Raw genomic sequence first — 17,295 nt, forward strand, 5'->3', positions numbered from 1 at the left:
AAGCCCATTCCCCATTAGAACACGGATGAGAATCACTCTCAATTAGGGATGGACGGCCCGCGGCCTCAGAAGCGCAGGTTCAGGCTCACCCACAGGTTCCGCGCCTTGTCCTTGTTGTTGTAGTCGTCCAGGTAGCTGGCGCTGTAGCCCCCGCCCACCGGGTCCTGGACGAACACCGTCTCGAACCCGGTGAAATCCTGGTCGAGCAGGTTGTTGATCCGCGCCGACAGGGAAAGCGCATCGCTGAAGCGGTACTGCGCTGCCAGGTGCAGAACCTCGTAGCCGCGGTAGTAGCGCGGGTCGCCGTTGTCGTCGCGGCTGCCGCGGTAGCGCCGGGAGCGCGCCTCGGCCACCAGCTGCATGCTGAAGCGCTCGCTCGCCGACCACGCGAGCGTGGCGTTGGCCATGTGTTTAGCCGACTGGGTCAGCGGCACGCCCTTGTCGGTGCCGCTGAGCTGCTCGCTGTCGGTCCAGGTGTAGTTGGCGCGCAGCTCCAGCGCATCCGACAGGCCGAGGCTGCCGGCCAGCTCCACGCCGTTGATCCGCGCCTTGTCGATATTGACCTTCTGCGCGTAGCTGCCGTAGCCCAGCAGCTCGTAGTCGCCCAGGTTCACGCAGGGACGCGTGCCGCCGGTGGCTTCGCACGAGGCGACGGCCTCGCCGTTGTCGATCTTGTCGCGGAAGTCGTTGCGGAACCAGGTGATGTTGAAGTCGTGGCGGCCACCGTCCGGTTTCCAGTACAGCGCGACTTCGGTATTGACGCTGGTTTCCGGCTCCAGGTCCGGGTTGCCGACGAAGGGCATGGTGCCCTGGCCGCCGAAACCGGTGATGCCGTCGTACAGGTCCGTGGTCCGCGGCGTCTTGTAGCCGGTGCTCACGCCACCCTTGACGGTCCAGCCAGCGCCCAGTTCGCGCACCGCATACGCGCGCGGACTCAGCCGGCCCCCGAACAGGTTGTGGTCGTCGTGGCGCAGGCCGACGGTGACGGTCAGTGCTTCGCTCGGGCTCCAGTTGTCCTCGGCGAATAGCGACCAGGTCCGGTGTACCTGCACCGTGCCGTTGCCGGCACCACCGCCTTCCATGCCGAACACGCCATCCTCGAGCTCGCCGTCGATGGCCTGGCCGCCGACGACGAGGTGGTGTGCGCCGCTGCCGACGTCCAGCGGAATGTCGAGCTTGGCGTCCAGCGTGTACTGGCGGCTTTCCATGGTGCGCTTGGGCCGCGGCAGGAAGGTGGCCGCCATGAGCGCCTGGCGCTGTTCGCGGCTCATCCCGGCATGCGGGCCGCTGGCGCAGACGGCAGCATTGCCGCAGTAGAGCTCGGCGTGGCGCAGCCGTTCGGCCACGGTGAACGGCAAGGTCCGCCCGTGGTTGCCGGTTTCGATCCAGGCCAGCGACACGAAGCTGTTGCCGAACTCCCATTGCCCCTCGTGGGTCAGCGACCACTGGTCGCGGGTGAAGCGCTGGTCGGCCGAGTAGCCCACGCGCGGCGCCGCGCGCCAGATGCCGTCGATGCCGTCGACCGTGCCGAGCGGATAGGCGGTCGTGCCGAGGTTGTTGGTGTAGGGCGTGTTGTCGTATTCCTGCCGCGACGTGTCGTAGTCGAACTGTACGCTCTGGAATGCGGCGGGTTTCCAGGACACCGTTGCACCGGCGCTGCGGCTGGTGCTGTCGACGGTCTTGCCGCCGCCGCCGAAGCCGAGCGAGCGCTCGAAGGTGGTGCCGTCCGGCGCCTGGATGGTCTCGTACTCCGGCGTGGACGCGTCGCGGCGGTACCACGAGCTGCGCACGCCCAGCCCGAGGCGGTCTTCGGCCAGCGGCCCCTGCAACGAAAAGTCCGCGGTGCGGTCGCTGCCGAATGCGTCGTCCTGCTGGTGGCTGCCGCCGAACGTCGCCGAGCCCCGCCATTGGCGCGCGACCTTGCGGGTGATGATGTTGACCACGCCACCCAGCGCGTCGGCGCCGTACAGCGTCGAGGCGGGGCCGCGGATCACCTCGATGCGCTCGATCATGTCCAGCGGCGGGATGTGGTTGAACTGGTTGCCGCCGAAGTTGTTGGGGTAGATGTCGCCGTGGTTGTTCTGGCGCTTGCCGTCGATCAGCACCAGCGTGTAGTCCGCTCCCATGCCGCGGATGCTGATGGTTTTCTGCCCGGTCTTGTCGGATGTCTCCCCGACGTCGACGCCTTCCAGGTCGGCGACCGCGTCGATCAGGGAAAGGTAGGGCCGCCTGGACAGTTCCTCGCGCGAGACCACGCTGATGGAGGCCGGCGCTTCGGTGAGCTTCTGTTCGAAGCCCGCCGCGGTCACGACGACGGGTGCGAGCGTGGCCAGATCTTCGGCAAGTGCGGGCGCTGTGGTGAGGCTGAGCAGGACCAGCGGAATGCGGGCCAGTGGATTGGCGACTTTCAAGGTTGCCCCGATCGGTTCGAAGCCAGCGGCTGGCTGGCGCGGGGCTATCTTAGATGAGAATTGTTCGCAAATGTGAACGATTATTGTTTGGCTTGATTTGCGTCAAGCGCAAGGCGCGTCAGGTCTCCGCCCAGCGCCGGAGCAGGTTGTGGTAGATGCCGGTGAGCTGAAGCAGGGACTGGCGATCGGCGCCTGCAGCGGTCAGCGCCTGGATGGTGGTATCGAGCTTGAACAGGGTCTGCCGCTGCTCGAGGTCGCGGACCATGCTCTGCGCCCAGAAGAAGGCGGCCAGCCTTTCGCCCCGGGTCACCGGCTCGACCCGGTGCAGGCTGCTCGAGGGATAGACGATCAGGTCGCCCGCGGGCAGCTTCACCTCGTGCTCGCCGTAAGTGTCGTCGACGATGAGCCCGCCCCCGTCGTATTCGTCCGGGTCGCACAGGAACAGGGTGCATGACACGTCGCTGCGCAGGTGCCCGGCGACGTCGCCGGGCGGCAAGGCCATGACCGCGCCGTCGACGTGGAACCCGTATTCGCCGCCGCCGGCATAGCGGTTGAAGCGCGGGGCCAGCGTCCGCAGCGGCAGCACCGAAGCGAAGTACAGCGGATTGCACGCGAGGGCCGCGAGCACGATGTCGCCGAGCTCGCGCCGCAGCGGGTCGCCTTCGGCCAGCTGCTCGTTGCGCTTGACCTGGGCGCCCTGGGCGCCCACGGTCTGGCGCCCGTCCACCCACTGGGCGCCTTGCAGCGCCGCGCGGAAGCGGCCCACCTGCTCGCGGTCGAGTACGCCGGGAATGTGCAGCAGCATGGCGGGCCTGTGCCTGTCGGGTCCTAGAAGCGGAAGTTCGCCGTCAGCAGCGCCGAGCGCGGCGCACCGGGCGTGTAACGATAGCCGCTCTTGTTGATCGACGCGACGTACTCCTCGTCGAGGACGTTCGACACGTTGAGGCGCAGCGTCAGGCGGTCGTTGACCGCGTAGCTGGCCACCGCGTCGAACACCCAGTACGACTCGGTTTCGGTCGGGGTGCCGATGGCGCCGTCGCTGCCGCGGTGCAGGCCGTCGGAGTAGCGCGCGCCGCCGCCCAGGACCAGCCCGTTGCCGAAGGTATAGGTGGTCCAGCCGGTGAAGGCGTGCTTCGGAGTGTAGGTCAGCACCGGCGTGCCGTCCTCGGTGAGCACCGGGCCGGAGACGACCTCGGTGTCCATCGTCGTGTAACCGGCCGAAACCGCCCAGGCGTGGGTGATGCTGCCCACGGCGGACAGTTCCACGCCGCGCACGCGCTTCTCGCCGGTCTGGTAGTACTGGTTGTCGTTGGGGTCCTGCACGACTTCGTTGAGCACGCGGGTGTCGTACAGCGCGGCGGTGACGAGCAGGCGATCGCCGGACAGGTTCCACTTGGTGCCGATTTCGGCGGTACGCGCTTCCTGCGGGTCGAACACCGGGTTGTTGGCGCTGTTCTCCGAGTTGCTGAGTTCCAGGCTGCCGCCGCCCGGGGGCTGTTCGGAAATGGCGTAGTTGGCGTAGACGCTGCCGTTCCCGGTCGGCTTGTACAGCACGCCGGTCTTCCAGCTCACCAGCGTGTCGGAGTCCCTGGCGTCGACGCCGGGCACCACGGTGCCGGCGGGCAGGTCGCCGCAGGACGGCCCGCGGCGGCCGCCGCACACGACCATGCTCTCGAACTCGGTCGTGTAACGATCGACGCGCACGCCGCCGTTGAGCTGCCAGCGATCATCGAGCTTGATGGTGTCGAACAGGTAGGCCGCCGCGGTGTCGGTGCGGCCCTCGGCGCTGGTGCCGTTGTGCGCCCACTCCAGCCCGGTCACTGCCGGATCCGGGTCGTAGAGGTTCGCGTACGGCCATGCGCTGTCGTTGATGGCTGCCAGGCCGCGGCCCAGCAATTCCTCGCGGGTGAGCTCGATGCCCATGCTCAGGTCGTGTTCGACGCCGTCCTTCTCGCCCAGATGCACGCGCAGGTTGGCCTGGTTGGTGAGGATGGTGTTGCGCTGGTCCTTGAACGTCGGCAGGCTGCGCGCGACCTGCCAGGTCGACGGGTCGTCGATGTCCGGGGTGATGAAGCGCGCCGGGTCGGCCGAAAGCATGAACGCGGTCAGCAGATAGTCCTGCTCGTTGCGGCCCCAGCGGGTGGTGTTGACCAGTGTCGCGTCGCTGGAGATGTCGTGCTCCACGCGCACGGTCGCCATGTCGACGGTCACGTCGTCGTGGTCGCGCAGGGTGCCGTAGAAGTTCGAAGGATCCACCGGCGGAGCGGCGCCGATCTCCGGGCGTGCCGGGTCGGGGGAGGTGTAACCCGGCAGCCCGATCGTCGGCACGCCGCCGTCGGGGATGTTGTTCTGCTGGATGTGCAGCAGGTTAAGGTGCACGCGGGTCGCCGTACCCAGGCCGAAGGCCAGCGAAGGCGCGAGGCCCCAGCGCTTGTTCTCGACCACGTCGCGGCCGGGGACACCGCTGTCCTGCGCCATCAGGTTGAGGCGGATGGCGCTGTTCTCGCCGAGCACGTGGTTCCAGTCGGCGGTGGCGCGGCGCTGCGAATCGGTGCCGATGGTGACCATGGCCGAAGCCGCGTCCTCGGCGAACGCCTGCTTGCTGACGAGGTTGATCGCGCCAGTCGGCGCGGTGCGGCCGTTGTCGGTGCCGGCCGGGCCCTTGGCCACTTCGATCTGCTCGAGGTTGAACACGTCGCGCGACACCGAGCCGAGGTCGCGCACGCCGTCGACGAAAATGCTCGAGGACGAATCGAACCCGCGCATGTAGATCGTGTCGCCGGTGGTGGTGTTGCCGTTCTCGCCGGCGTAGAAGGTGCCCACGCCCGGGCTGTTGCGCAGGGCCTCGGTCAGGCTGGTCGCGCCCTGCTCGTTGAACAGGTCGGCGCCGATCACCTGGATCGTCTGCGTGGTGTCCACCAGGGGCTGGGTGAACTTGGGCGAGGCGACCCGGTCGGAGGTATAGCGCTTGGGCGCTTCACCGACGACTTCGACCTTGCCCAGGGTCCGGGTCTGGTCGTCTGCCGAAGGGCCGCCGATGGCGTCCTGCGCGGAGGCGGCGAGGGGGGAAAGGGCCATGCCGGCCGCGACCAGGGCGAGGGTGGTCGGCGCTGCATGCTTGCGACGCTTGATATAGCTCATGGGGGGACGAATCCATCCGTAGTGGGAAGGGGATGACCCGGAGGCCAGGCCCCCATTCTATTGGTAAACGCGAATCATTCGCAATACCAATCCCATCCGGGGTGGCGGATCAGTCCCGGTCGTCCCGCGTCCAGACGGCGCCGTCCTCGACCTTGACCGGGAACCGGACCGCAGGCGAGTAGGCCGGCGGGTTGAGCGCGCGCCCGTCGCGGACATCGAACTTCGAGCCGTGGAGCACGCACTCGATGGTCGCTTCCTCGCCGTCGAAGCAGCCGGCCGAGAGCTCGAAGTCCTCGTGGCTGCAGCGGTCCTCCAGGGCGTAGTAGTCGCCGTCGTAGTTGACGACCAGGATCGCGGTGTCGCCGTCCCAGGCGACGGTCTGTTCGCCGGGCAACAGTTCGGAGGTAGCGCAGACGCGGACCCAGGACTCAGCCATGGCGCAACTCCTTTTCGAGGACCTCGAAGCGCAGGTCGTCGCGTTTGGGCAGGCCGAAGCGGGGGTCGACCGCCGGGAAGGGCTTTTTGATGCCGGTGCGGCGGTAGCCGCGGCGTTCGTACCAGGCGATCAGGTCCTCGCGCAGGTCGATCACGGTCATGCGCATCATCGGCAGGCGCCAGCCGTCGCGGACCACGCGTTCGGCCTCGGCGAGGATCGCCTTGCCCAGGCCATCGGCCTGACGCTGCGGATCCACCGCGAACATGCCGAAGTAGCCGGTGCCGTCCTCGATCGCGACGTGGGCGCAACCGACCATCGCGCCGTCGCGCGAGGCGACGATCACGCGGCTGTGCTCGCGCTCGATGTCGTCGCGCAACACTTCCGGGGCGATGCGGTTGCCATCGAGCAGGTCGGCTTCGGTGGTCCAGCCGGCGCGGCTGGATTCGCCGCGGTAGGCCGAGGTCACCAGCGCCACCAGGGCGGGAATGTCGTCGACCGTGGCGTCGCGGAAATCGAGTGTCATGCGAGCAGTTTTCGGACCTTGCGCAGGGCGGCGATGAAGGCGTCGATCTCTTCGTGGGTATTGTAGAACGCGAGCGAGGCGCGGCAGGTCGCGGGCACGCCGTAGTACGCCATCAATGGATGCGCGCAGTGGTGGCCCGAGCGCACCGCCACGCCTTCCAGGTCGAGCAGGGTCGCCAGGTCATGGCCGTGCGCGCCGTCGAGCAGGAACGAGACCACCGCGGCCTTGCCTGGGGCCTTGCCGATGACGCGCAGCCCTTCGACCTTGCCCATCTCCTCGTCCAGGTGGGCCAGCAGTTCCTGCTCGCGCGCGGCGATGTTGTCCATGCCCAGCGCGTCGAGGTAGTCGACCGCGGCGCCCAGGCCGATGTGGCCGGCGATGTTCGGCGTGCCGGCCTCGAACCGGTGCGGCGGGGCGTTGAAGGGGGTGCCGCCGAACGAGACCTGCCGGCTCATCTCGCCGCCGCCGAGGAACGGCGGCCTCGCCTGCAGGTGTTCGCGCCGCGCCCACAGCGCACCGGTGCCGGTCGGGCCGCACATCTTGTGGCCGGTGAGCGCGTAGAAGTCGCAGCCGATCGCGGCGACGTCGACGGCCATGTGCGGCAGCGCCTGCGAGCCGTCGACGACGGTGACGATGCCGCGCTTGCGCGCCATGCGGCAGATCTCGCGCACGGGATTGACGGTGCCGAGCACGTTGGACACGTGGGTCACGGCGAGCAGCCTGACCTCACCGGTCATGGCCGCTTCCAGCGCGTCGAGGTCGAGCACGCCATCGGGGGTGATGTCGGCGACCTTGATGGTGGCGCCCGTGCGTTCGGCGACCAGCTGCCAGGGCACGATGTTGGCGTGGTGCTCCATGCGGCTGACCAGGATCGCGTCGCCGGGCTCGAGCCGCGGCAGCGCCCATGAATACGCGGCCAGGTTGATGGCGAAAGTCGTACCGCTGGTGAGCACCAGTTCGTCGGCGCGCACGTTGAGGTGGCGGGCGAGCTTGCCGCGCGCTGCCTCGTAGGCTTCGGTGGCCTCGCTGCCGAGCGCGTGCACCGCGCGGCTGACGTTGGCGTTGTGGCGGCGGTAGAAGTCGTCGGTGGCGTCGATCACCGCGGCCGGCTTCTGCCCGGTGTTGGCAGAATCGAGGTAGACCAGCGGTTTGCCGTGGACTTCGCGCTGCAGCAGCGGGAATTCCGCGCGTACGGCGGCCCAGTCGACGGCAGCCCGGTCGATGCTCATGCCTCGCCTTCCAGTGCCAGCAGCGCGTGGTCGAGGCGTTCGGACAGCAGCGCGCGCACCGCGTCGTCGTCGACCACGGCCAGGGCCTCGCGGCAGAAGGCCACGGTCAGCAGCCGGCGCGCGTCGTCCTCGGGCAGGCCGCGCGAGCGCAGGTAGAACATCGCGGTCGGATCGAGCTGGCCGACGGTGGCACCGTGCGCGGCCTTGACCTCGTCGGCATGGATCACCAGCACCGGCTGGCTGTCCACTTCGGCCTGGTCGGAAAGCAGCAGGTTCTTGTTCGAAAGGCTGGCATCGCTGCCGTCCGCGCCGGGGCGGATGGTGATGCCGCCGTGGAAAATGGCGCGGCTGCGATCGGCGGCGATCCCGCGCCAGGTCAGGTCGCAAGCGGTGTTGCCGGCGATGTGCTCGATGCCCAGGCGGGTGTCGAGGTGGCGGCGGCCGCGGCCGAGTTGCACGCCGTTGGCGACGAGCATGGCGCCTTCGCCTTCCAGGCGCACGTTGAGCTCGTGCCGCGACAGCGCGGCGCCGAACTCCAGGTCCAGCCTTTGGTATTGCGCGTCGCGGGCGAGCACCGCGTCGGTGCGCGCGACCAGGGTCGCGCGCGGCGCTTCGTCCTGGCGCCGCAGGTGGCGCAGCACCGCGCCCGCGGCCAGGTGCACGTGGACCATCACGTTGCCGAGGTTGGCATGGTCGCCGCTGCCCAGGTGGTGCTCGACCACGGTCGCTTCGGCGCCGCGGCGCAGTTCGATGAGATTGCGCGCGTGGCTGGCGGCATCGGCGTCGCCGGAGGCGGTGCCGATGAAGACCAGGTGCAGCGGTTGCGCGAGCCGGGTGTTCTCGGCCATGCGCAGCACCGCGCCGTCGCGTGCCAGCGCCGAGTTGAGCCGGGCGAAGACCTCGTCCACGCGTGCGTAACGGCGCTGCATGAAGTTGGATGCGCGCGGATCGGGGTCGGCCAGCGCCTCGGCCAGGGTCAGCAGCTTTACGGTCGACGGCAAGCCGGAAAGGTCGGAGTGCGCGGGGTCATGGCGGCCGTTGACGAACACCATGCGCGGCGCCGGGATGCCTTCCAGCAGGGCGGCGTCGAACGCGGCGGCGGTTGCCGGGACGAAGCTGCGCCGGTCCAGGGCGCGCAGCGGCGTGTACTTCCATGCCTCGCTGCGGACCAGCGGCAGGCCGTCGCGGAGCGCGGCATCGAGCGCCTCGCGGCGCGCGGCGTCTCCGTCGAAGCCGGATGCCAGCGAGTCGAGCAGTGCGCTCATGCCGTCGCGGCTCCCGGCGCGACCCGGTCGCGCAGCCACGCATAACCATGCGCTTCGAGCTCCAGCGCCAGTTCCGGACCGCCGGTCTCGGCGATGCGGCCGTCGGCCAGGACATGCACCACGTCCGGCTTGATGTAGTCGAGCAGGCGCTGGTAATGGGTGATGACCAGGAAGGCGCGATCAGGCGAACGCAGCGCGTTGACGCCGTCGGCCACGGCCTTGAGCGCGTCGATGTCCAGGCCCGAGTCGGTCTCGTCCAGGATCGCCAGCTTCGGTTCCAGCACGGCGAGCTGGAAGATCTCGTTGCGCTTCTTTTCGCCGCCGGAGAAGCCCTCGTTGACGCCACGCTGCAGCAGGCGGTCGTCCAGGTGCAGGACGGACAGCTTCTCGCGCACCTTCTTCAGGAACTGCATCGAGTCCAGCTCGGGCTCGCCGCGCGCCTTGCGCTGCGCGTTGAGCGCCGCACGCAGGAAATAGGTGTTGTTCACGCCCGGGATCTCGACCGGGTACTGGAAGGCCAGGAACACGCCGTCGGCGGCACGCTCCTCCGGGGCGCGCTGCAGCAGGTCGCGGCCTTCGAACGACACGCCGCCGGCGCTGACGTCGTAGCCTTCGCGCCCGGCGATGATGTTGCCGAGCGTCGACTTGCCGGCGCCGTTGGGGCCCATGATGGCGTGCACTTCGCCCGGCTTCACCTCCAGGGTCAGTCCCTTGAGGATCTCGCGGCCGTTGACGGACGCATGGAGGTTTTCGATCTTCAGCATTGTTCGGGACTCGGGACTCGGGACTCGGGACTCGGAAGGACGCTCATCCGACGGCGCCTTCCAGCGATACTTCCAGGAGCTTCTTGGCTTCGACGGCGAATTCCATCGGCAGCTCGCGGAACACCTGCTTGCAGAAGCCGTCGACGATCATCGAGACCGCGTCCTCCTCGCCGATGCCGCGGCTACGGCAATAGAACAGCTGGTCGTCGCTGATCTTGGAGGTCGTTGCCTCGTGCTCGACGGTGGCCGTCGGGTGCCTGACCTCGATGTAGGGGAAGGTATGGGCGCCGCACTGCTTGCCGATCAGCAGCGAGTCGCACTGGGTGTGGTTGCGCGCGCCCTCGGCGCCGCGGTCGACCTTGACCAGGCCGCGGTAGGTGTTCTGGCCGCGCCCCGCGCTGATGCCCTTGCTGACGATCTTGCTCTTGGTGCGCTTGCCCAGGTGGATCATCTTGGTGCCGGTGTCGGCCTGCTGGCGATGATGGGTGAGGGCCACGGAATGGAACTCGCCCACCGAGTCGTCGCCCAGCAGCACGCAGGACGGATACTTCCAGGTGATCGCCGAGCCGGTTTCCACCTGGGTCCAGACCACCTTGCTGCGCGCGCCCTTGCACAGCGCGCGCTTGGTCACGAAGTTGTAGATGCCGCCAATCCCGTTTTCATCGCCGGGGTACCAGTTCTGCACCGTCGAGTACTTGATGTTGGCGTCCTCGAGCGCGACCAGCTCGACCACCGCCGCATGCAGCTGGTTCTCGTCGCGCATCGGCGCGGTGCAACCCTCCAGGTACGACACCTCGGCGCGGTCCTCGCAGATGATCAGGGTGCGCTCGAACTGGCCGGTGTGGCCGGCGTTGATGCGGAAGTAGGTGCTCAGCTCCATCGGGCAGCGCACACCGGCCGGGATGAACACGAACGAGCCGTCGGAGAAGACCGCCGAATTGAGCGCGGCGAAGTAGTTGTCGCCGACCGGGACCACGCTGCCCAGGTACTGCTTCACCAGCTCAGGGTGTTCCCTGATCGCCTCGGACATGGAGCAGAAGATGATGCCCTTGTCGGCCAGCTCCTTGCGGAAGGTCGTGCCGACGCTGACCGAGTCGAACACCGCATCGACGGCGACACCGGCCAGCTTGGCCCGTTCGTGCAGCGGCACGCCGAGCTTGTCGTAGGTGTCGATCAGTTCCTGCGGAACCTCGTCCAGCGACTTGTACATCGGGCCCTTCGGCGCGGAGTAGTAGCTGATCGCCTGGAAGTCGATCGGCGCGATCTCGAGCTTGGCCCAGTGCGGCGGCTGCATCGTCAGCCAGTGGCGGTACGCCTCCAGGCGCCACTGGGTCATCCACTCCGGCTCTTCCTTGCGCGCGGAGAGCGCACGGATCGTGCCTTCGTCCAGGCCGGGCGGCAGCGAGTCGGACTCGATGTCGGTGACGAAGCCGGCGTCGTAGCGACGGCCCAGCTGCTCCAGGATCTCGGCATTTTCGGTGGCGTTGCTCATGCTTCCTCGGCCATCTGGGCCAGGGTCACGCCGCGCAGGGCGCGCGCGACCACGTCGTTGATGCGGCGCCAGTTGGCGCGCACGCCGCAGGACTGTTCGATCCCGCAGTTGCCCGCATGCAGGCTGCATTCGGTCATGCCCAGCGGTCCTTCCATCGCTTCCACGATCTCGGCCAGGCTGATGTCGGCGGGATTGCGGAGCAGGCGGTAACCGCCGCCCGCGCCGCGGAAACCCTCGACCAGGCCGGCCTGCGCAAGCGGCTTGAGCACCTTGGCCACGGTCGGCGCTTCCAGGCCCGAGGCGTCGGCCAGCTCGACCGCGCTGAGCACGTCCCGCGGCCGCGCGGCGAGCACGGTCAGGACGACGGTGGCGTAGTCGGTCAGGCGGGTGACGCGCAGCACTTGGGCGGGCCCTGTTTAATAGGACCGAAATTGTACTATATGACGGCTTCACCGGATACGGGCCACAATGGCCGTTTATCCAAGCGTGAGAGAAGCAATGCCCCGCAAAGTCGCCGCCCGCAAGTCCCGGATCCACGGCAACGGCGTTTTCGCCCTGCTCCCCATCGCCAAGGGCGAGCGCATCATCGAGTACAAGGGCAAGCGCCGCACCCATGAAGAGGTGGACAACGAGGAGAGCGGGGACGTCGAGAGCGGCCACACCTTCCTGTTCACCCTGAACGACGAATACGTCATCGACGCCAACCATGGCGGCAACAGCGCCCGCTGGATCAATACCAGCTGCGATCCCAACTGCGAGGCGGTGCTGGAGGAGGACGAGGACCACCCGGAGAAGTCGAAGGTCTTCATCGAGGCGATCCGGACGATCAAGCCGGGCGAGGAACTGACCTACGACTACGGGATCGTCCTGGACGAGCCGCACACTGCCCGCCTGAAGAAGATCTGGGCCTGCCACTGCGGCTCGCCCAAGTGCACCGGGACGATGCTGCGGCCGAAGCGCTGACCGGCGGGGCAGGCTGCCCAACCCATTGTTGTTGCCCGCGACGGGCAAAAGGTTGCAATGACCAATGCCAGTCGGCGCACAGGCGCCGGGTGGCTAAGGTGGCCCCGAACCTACGGAGCCACCCCACATGCGCCATCGCCTGCCGTCCGCCGGCACCTTCGCCCTCCTTGGCCTGCTGGCCGCGCCCGCCTGGGCCGTCGACATCGATGGCCGCATCGACCCGGCCGAATGGCAGGGTGCCCGGCACATCACCGATTTCAGGATGGTGGAGCCCCTGACCCGGGCCCAGTCGCCGTATCCGACCGAAGCCTGGGTGCTCGCCACTCCCGAAGGCCTGGCGATCGGCTTCCGCAACACCCAGCCGGCGAGCGTGCCGCGCACCTACCAGCGTACCCAGCGCGACCAGGAAGCACAGGTCGACCGGGTCAACCTGATGGTCGACTTCGACGGCGACGGCCGCACCGCCTACAACTTCACCGTCAGCCTCACCGACGGCATCCAGGATTCCACGATCACCAACGAGTCGCAGTTCAGCGCGGACTGGGACGGCAACTGGAAGCATGCGGTCACCGAGGACGGCGATACCTGGTCGGTGGAAATGCTGATCCCCTGGTACATCGCGCCGATGCGCGCGGGCGTCGACGGCCAGCGCACCATGGGCGTGTACCTCGACCGCGTCGTCGGCAGTACCGGCGAACGCGTCGCCTGGCCGGACGCGAGCTTCACCCTGCCGCGTTTCATTTCCGACTTCACTCCGGTGACGGTGCCGGTCCATGCCCAGTCGCTGCTGGCGATCACGCCGTACGCGGTAGGCAGCTACGACAACATCAACGGCGACAGCAAGTTCGACGGCGGCGCCGACATCGTCTGGAAGCCGAACGGCCAGACCCAGCTCACCGCGACCATCAACCCGGACTTCGGCCAGGTGGAGAGCGACGACCTGGTCGTGAACTTCGAGGCCAACGAGACTTTCTTCAGCGACAAGCGCCCGTTCTTCACCGAGAACCAGGGCATCTTCTCCTTCGGCACGCCGTCGGACTTCAGCCAGTTGCTGTACACCCGCCGCGTGGGCGGGCCCTCGGACGACAACAGCGGTCCGGGCGACATCACCGCCGCGGTCAAGCTCAACGGCAGCCTGGGCGCCTACAAGTACGGACTGTTCGTGGCCGAGGAAGGCGACGAGGCCGGGCGTTCGTTCCGCGCCGCGCGCGTGGTCCGCGACTACGAGAAGCAGAACGTGGGCGTGATGCTCACCCAGGTCGAGCGGCCTTACCTGGACCGCGAAGCGACCGTGCTCGGCGTCGACCACAACTGGCGCCCGACCCAGCGCTGGAACATCCAGACGCGCCTGATCGGCAGCCAGATCGAGGAGGCCGGCGAAACGGTGCGCGGCAGCGGCGGCACGGTCTGGGCGGACTACGACTTCGAAAACGGCTGGCGTTCGCAGTGGATCCTGATGCACTTCGGCGACGACCTGGAGATCAACGACTTCGGCTACCTGTCGCGCGCCAACCTCAACTACGCGCACTGGCAGGTGTCGCGGCGCTACACCGACATGCCGGAAACCTCGGCGTACTCGTCGCACGAGTGGCGCTGGCGCATCAGCGCCACCGACAACGACCACGGCCTGGACCTGCAGCGCCAGTTCCGGGTCAATCGCCAGAGCGTGCGCCGCGACGGCGGGCGCGAGTACCTGCAGCTCAATGTCAACGCACCGGGATACGACGATCGCGTCCTGCGCGGCCATGGCATCCTGGCGCTTCCCTCCAACGTCAATTTCCATTGGGATCGCTCGCGCCCGCGCAAGGGCAACTGGGAGTTGTCGGCCAGCACGAACGTCTACAACACCGGCCTCGGCCACGGCCGCAAACCGGGCTTCAACGTCAAGTTCACCCCGACGTACTTCTTCAGCGACGCGTTCAGCGTGTTCACCTCGTTCTTCTTCGACCATGACCCCCAGTGGATGATCTGGCAGCGCGAGAACCTGGTCGGCACGTTCGCCGCCGAGCAGGTGCAGATCGACGCCGGCCTCAACTGGACGGTGGGAGACCGCCAGGAACTGCGGGTGAAGCTGCAGGCGATCGGCATGGACGCGCGGCTGCGCCAGGCCTGGCGCACGCTCCCGGACGGCACGCCGGTGCCGGTGGACGAGCCGGTGGACGACTTCAGCCTGCAGAACCTCGGCTTCCAGGTGCGTTACCGCTACGAGATCGCCCCGCTGTCCGACCTGTACATCGTCTACGGCCGCGGCGGCTACATGTACGACGAGTTCGCCCGCGACGAGGTCAAGCAGCTGACCGATGCCTTCTCGCTGCGCGACAGCGAGCAGCTGGTGGTCAAGGTCAGTTACCGCTTCGAGCTGTGACCTCGCGGATGTCCGCGGTGGCGATGCGCCAGGCGCGCTGTTCGGCGCTGGCGCCGTCGACCACCGCGCGGCGCAGGGTGTAGTTGCCCAGGTAGCGGTGCACGCTGCCGTCGTCGCGGGTCGCGGTGATCGAAACCGGGACTTCGATGTAGCGCGATCCCGCAGCCGGTTCGACGCGACCCGGTTCGCCGGGTTCGGCGACGACGCTGGCGGTGTTGGCGAAGCCGTTGGCGAACTGCTCCAGCGTCTGGCCGCTGGCCCTGCCGCCATCCGACCACAATGCATGGGCGCGCGCGTAGTCCCGTGCGCCGATCGCCGCGTAGTAGTCGCGAAGCACGGCGACTGCATCGGCGGCCGAGGGTTCACCCGGAACGACGTCCACTGAAGCAGGATCCGCCACTTCCTCGTCGAACACGATTTCCGGATCGCCCGCGGATCCGGTGTCCGCAACTGTCGGCGGACCGATCGCGCCGGGCCCGGGCTCGTCGGGCATGCCGGTCACCGAACCGGCACCGGCATCGGGTCGTGGCAGGGCGACGTCGTCGCCCGCTTCACCGCTCGTGCCGGCAGTGGCGCTTTCGCGCTTGCAGCCGGGCAGGGCGAGGACGAGCGATAGCGCGACGGCAAGCAGGGGCAGCAGCGGGCGCGTGGTCATGGCGGCCTACGATGACGCCGAACCGGTGAACGGGACGAAAACAAAAAAGGCCGGAATCCCGGGGGATTCCAGCCTTCCGGGGCGGAGCGGCGAACCGTTCCGCCGGGTGCGGCAACTCAGGACGCGGCGTCCTTCAGCTTCTTCAGCGGGCGCACCTTGACCTTCACCGAGGCGGGCTTGGCGGCGAACCACTGCTCTTCCTTGGTGAACGGGTTGATGCCCTTGCGACGCGGCTTGGCCGGCACGTTGACGGCGGTGATCTTCAGCAGGCCCGGCAGGGTGAACGAACCCACACCCTTCTTGCTGACCGAACCGTGCACCGCGTTCTCGAGCGAACCCAGCACCGCGCGGACGTCGCGCGAGGCGACGCCGGTAGCGTCGGAGATGTAGGAAACCAGCCCGGACTTGCCCAGGGCTTCCTTGATCGGCTTCGGTGCGGCCGGCTTGGCAGCGGCCTTCTTCGGAGCAGCCTTCTTTGTCGCCTTCTTCTTCGCCATATGTGTCCTGTGTTGCTCTCAGGTTGATCGGAGTAGTTGGAAAATCGTTGCCTGGAAATCCCCTTGGCAAGCGGAATGTAGGGCATGTAAGCGCTGCCGCCAAGTCCTTTGAGCGCTTTTTTTGCGGCTTATTCGTCCGTCACCGGTCCGCGGGCGGAGCCGGGCGGGGACTCAGTCCTCCTCGTGGCGTGGCTTCCAGGCCTCCACCAGCTTCTGCTGCACTTGTGCAGGAACCGGTTCGTAGTGACTGAAATCCAACGAGTAACGCCCGCGTCCGGCGGTGACCGACTTGAGCTCGGCGGCGTAACCTTCCAGCTCCGACAGCGGCACCTGCGCCTTCACCACGATGTCCCCGCCGCGCACCGAATCGGTGCCGCTGATGCGCGCCCGCTTGGAGGCGAGGCCGCCGCTGATGTCGCCCATGTGCTGTTCCGGCGCGGACACTTCCAGGTCCACGATCGGCTCCAGCACCTGCGGCCCGGCCCGGGAAACCGCGTCCAGGAAGGCTTTTTTCCCGGCCGCGACGAACGCGACCTCCTTGCTGTCGACGCTGTGGTACTTGCCGTCGTAGACGGTCACGCGGACGTCCTGCAGCGGGTATCCGGCGACGGCGCCACCGGCCATGACCTGGCGCACGCCCTTCTCCACGGCGGGGATGAACTGGCCCGGGATGGTGCCGCCCTTGACCTCGTCGGCGAACTCGAAGCCTGCGCCGCGCGGCAATGGTTCGATGCGCAGGAACACCTCGCCGAACTGGCCGGCGCCGCCGGTCTGCTTCTTGTGGCGGTGGTGGCCCTCGGCCTTGCCGGAGATGGTCTCGCGATAGGCGATGCGCGGTGGCCGGGTTTTGACCTCGACGCCGTATCTGTCTTTCAGCCTTCGCAACATGACCCGCAAGTGGAGGTCGGACAGGCCGCGCAACACGGTCTCGTTGAGCTCGGCGTTGTGCTCGACCGCGAACGCCGGATCCTCCTCGGAGAGCTTGTGCAGGGCGGTCGCCAGCTTCTGCTCTTGGCCCTTGCTGGCCGCTTCCACGGCCAGCCCGAACATCGGCTTGGGAAAGGCCAGCGGCGCCAGGTGGATGTGGTCCTCCTCGTGGCTGTCGTGCAGCACTGCGTCGAAGTGCAGGTCGTCGACCTTGGCCACGGCGGCGATGTCGCCGGGAATGGCCTGGTCGACCTCGACGTGATCCTTGCCCTGCAGCCGGAACAGGTGCGCGACCTTGAACGGCTTGCGGCCGTCGCCGACGACCAGCTGTGACTCCCGGCGCACCGTCCCCTGGTGGACCCGGAACACGCCCATCTTGCCGACGAACGGGTCGTTGGCGATGCGGAACACGTTGGCGATCACGTGCGCCGACGGATCCGGCTTCGACTCGACGCGGGTGGCCGCATCGCCCGTGCCCTTGAGGAAGGGGGGCGGGTTGCCTTCGCCCGGATCGGGCAGCAGCCGGCCGGCGATGTCCAGCAGTTCCCTTACGCCGATGCCGCTGCGGGCCGAGGTGAAGCACACCGGGACCAGGTGGCCCTCGCGCAGGCACTGCTCGAAGGCATC

15 protein-coding genes are annotated in these 17,295 nt (G+C 67.9%); 2 read left to right on the forward strand and 13 right to left on the reverse strand.

What is annotated here, in order from left to right; translation table 11 throughout:
- Positions 1–65: 65 nt before the first annotated feature.
- The 10 genes from QAA18_RS05540 to QAA18_RS05585 all read right to left on the reverse strand — a co-directional run bounded on the left by QAA18_RS05540 (position 66) and on the right by QAA18_RS05585 (position 11,662).
- A complete protein-coding gene (locus tag QAA18_RS05540; RefSeq protein WP_279411718.1) occupies positions 66–2,411 on the reverse strand; it encodes a TonB-dependent receptor in 2,346 nt (781 codons plus the stop codon).
- Positions 2,412–2,529: 118 nt separating this feature from the next.
- Entirely contained in the window at positions 2,530–3,216 is a 687-nt protein-coding gene (locus tag QAA18_RS05545) for a Fe2+-dependent dioxygenase (RefSeq protein ID WP_279411720.1), read from the reverse strand.
- A gap of 23 nt (positions 3,217–3,239) precedes the next feature.
- On the reverse strand, positions 3,240–5,552 hold the full coding sequence (locus QAA18_RS05550; protein WP_279411722.1) for a catecholate siderophore receptor Fiu: 2,313 nt from the start codon (positions 5,550–5,552) through the stop codon (positions 3,240–3,242).
- 109 nt (positions 5,553–5,661) lie between these two features.
- Positions 5,662–5,988: a non-heme iron oxygenase ferredoxin subunit gene (locus QAA18_RS05555; RefSeq protein ID WP_279411725.1), complete on the reverse strand. Its 327-nt coding sequence runs from the start codon at positions 5,986–5,988 to the stop codon at positions 5,662–5,664.
- Positions 5,981–6,511 (reverse strand): GNAT family N-acetyltransferase, encoded by a 531-nt coding sequence (locus QAA18_RS05560; RefSeq protein WP_279411727.1) that lies wholly within the window; start codon positions 6,509–6,511, stop codon positions 5,981–5,983. The genes QAA18_RS05555 and QAA18_RS05560 overlap by 8 nt, the downstream gene beginning before the upstream one ends.
- Positions 6,508–7,740, reverse strand: a complete 1,233-nt coding sequence (locus QAA18_RS05565) for a cysteine desulfurase (RefSeq protein ID WP_279411729.1) — start codon at positions 7,738–7,740, stop codon at positions 6,508–6,510. The genes QAA18_RS05560 and QAA18_RS05565 overlap by 4 nt, the downstream gene beginning before the upstream one ends.
- The gene (gene sufD / locus QAA18_RS05570; RefSeq protein ID WP_279411732.1) at positions 7,737–9,005 is read right to left on the reverse strand and encodes a Fe-S cluster assembly protein SufD; all 1,269 of its coding nucleotides are present in this window, start codon (positions 9,003–9,005) and stop codon (positions 7,737–7,739) included. The genes QAA18_RS05565 and sufD overlap by 4 nt, the downstream gene beginning before the upstream one ends.
- On the reverse strand, positions 9,002–9,769 hold the full coding sequence (gene sufC / locus QAA18_RS05575; RefSeq protein WP_279411735.1) for a Fe-S cluster assembly ATPase SufC: 768 nt from the start codon (positions 9,767–9,769) through the stop codon (positions 9,002–9,004). Before sufC ends, sufD begins: the two co-directional genes overlap by 4 nt.
- Before the next feature lie 43 nt (positions 9,770–9,812).
- Positions 9,813–11,261 carry a Fe-S cluster assembly protein SufB gene (sufB, locus tag QAA18_RS05580; protein WP_279411737.1) on the reverse strand — a complete coding sequence of 483 codons (1,449 nt, stop codon included), beginning with the start codon at positions 11,259–11,261 and terminating at the stop codon, positions 9,813–9,815.
- Positions 11,258–11,662 (reverse strand): SUF system Fe-S cluster assembly regulator, encoded by a 405-nt coding sequence (locus tag QAA18_RS05585; RefSeq protein ID WP_279411738.1) that lies wholly within the window; start codon positions 11,660–11,662, stop codon positions 11,258–11,260. Before QAA18_RS05585 ends, sufB begins: the two co-directional genes overlap by 4 nt.
- Before the next feature lie 97 nt (positions 11,663–11,759).
- Between QAA18_RS05585 and QAA18_RS05590 the strand changes: the two genes are divergently transcribed.
- The gene (locus QAA18_RS05590; RefSeq protein WP_279411740.1) at positions 11,760–12,224 is read left to right on the forward strand and encodes an SET domain-containing protein-lysine N-methyltransferase; all 465 of its coding nucleotides are present in this window, start codon (positions 11,760–11,762) and stop codon (positions 12,222–12,224) included.
- A 127-nt stretch (positions 12,225–12,351) separates the two neighbouring features.
- Positions 12,352–14,589: a DUF5916 domain-containing protein gene (locus QAA18_RS05595; RefSeq protein WP_279411741.1), complete on the forward strand. Its 2,238-nt coding sequence runs from the start codon at positions 12,352–12,354 to the stop codon at positions 14,587–14,589.
- Here the strand turns inward: QAA18_RS05595 and QAA18_RS05600 are convergent.
- The 3 genes from QAA18_RS05600 to fusA all read right to left on the reverse strand — a co-directional run.
- On the reverse strand, positions 14,567–15,244 hold the full coding sequence (locus tag QAA18_RS05600) for a hypothetical protein (protein WP_279411743.1): 678 nt from the start codon (positions 15,242–15,244) through the stop codon (positions 14,567–14,569). The genes QAA18_RS05595 and QAA18_RS05600 overlap by 23 nt on opposite strands.
- A gap of 116 nt (positions 15,245–15,360) precedes the next feature.
- Positions 15,361–15,741 (reverse strand): HU family DNA-binding protein, encoded by a 381-nt coding sequence (locus tag QAA18_RS05605; RefSeq protein WP_279411744.1) that lies wholly within the window; start codon positions 15,739–15,741, stop codon positions 15,361–15,363.
- Positions 15,742–15,912: 171 nt separating this feature from the next.
- On the reverse strand, positions 15,913–17,295 hold a 1,383-nt coding region (gene fusA / locus QAA18_RS05610; RefSeq protein WP_279411746.1), incomplete at its 5' end, for an elongation factor G.

This window comes from Luteimonas sp. 8-5 (assembly GCF_029763755.1).
Classification (GTDB): domain Bacteria; phylum Pseudomonadota; class Gammaproteobacteria; order Xanthomonadales; family Xanthomonadaceae; genus Cognatiluteimonas.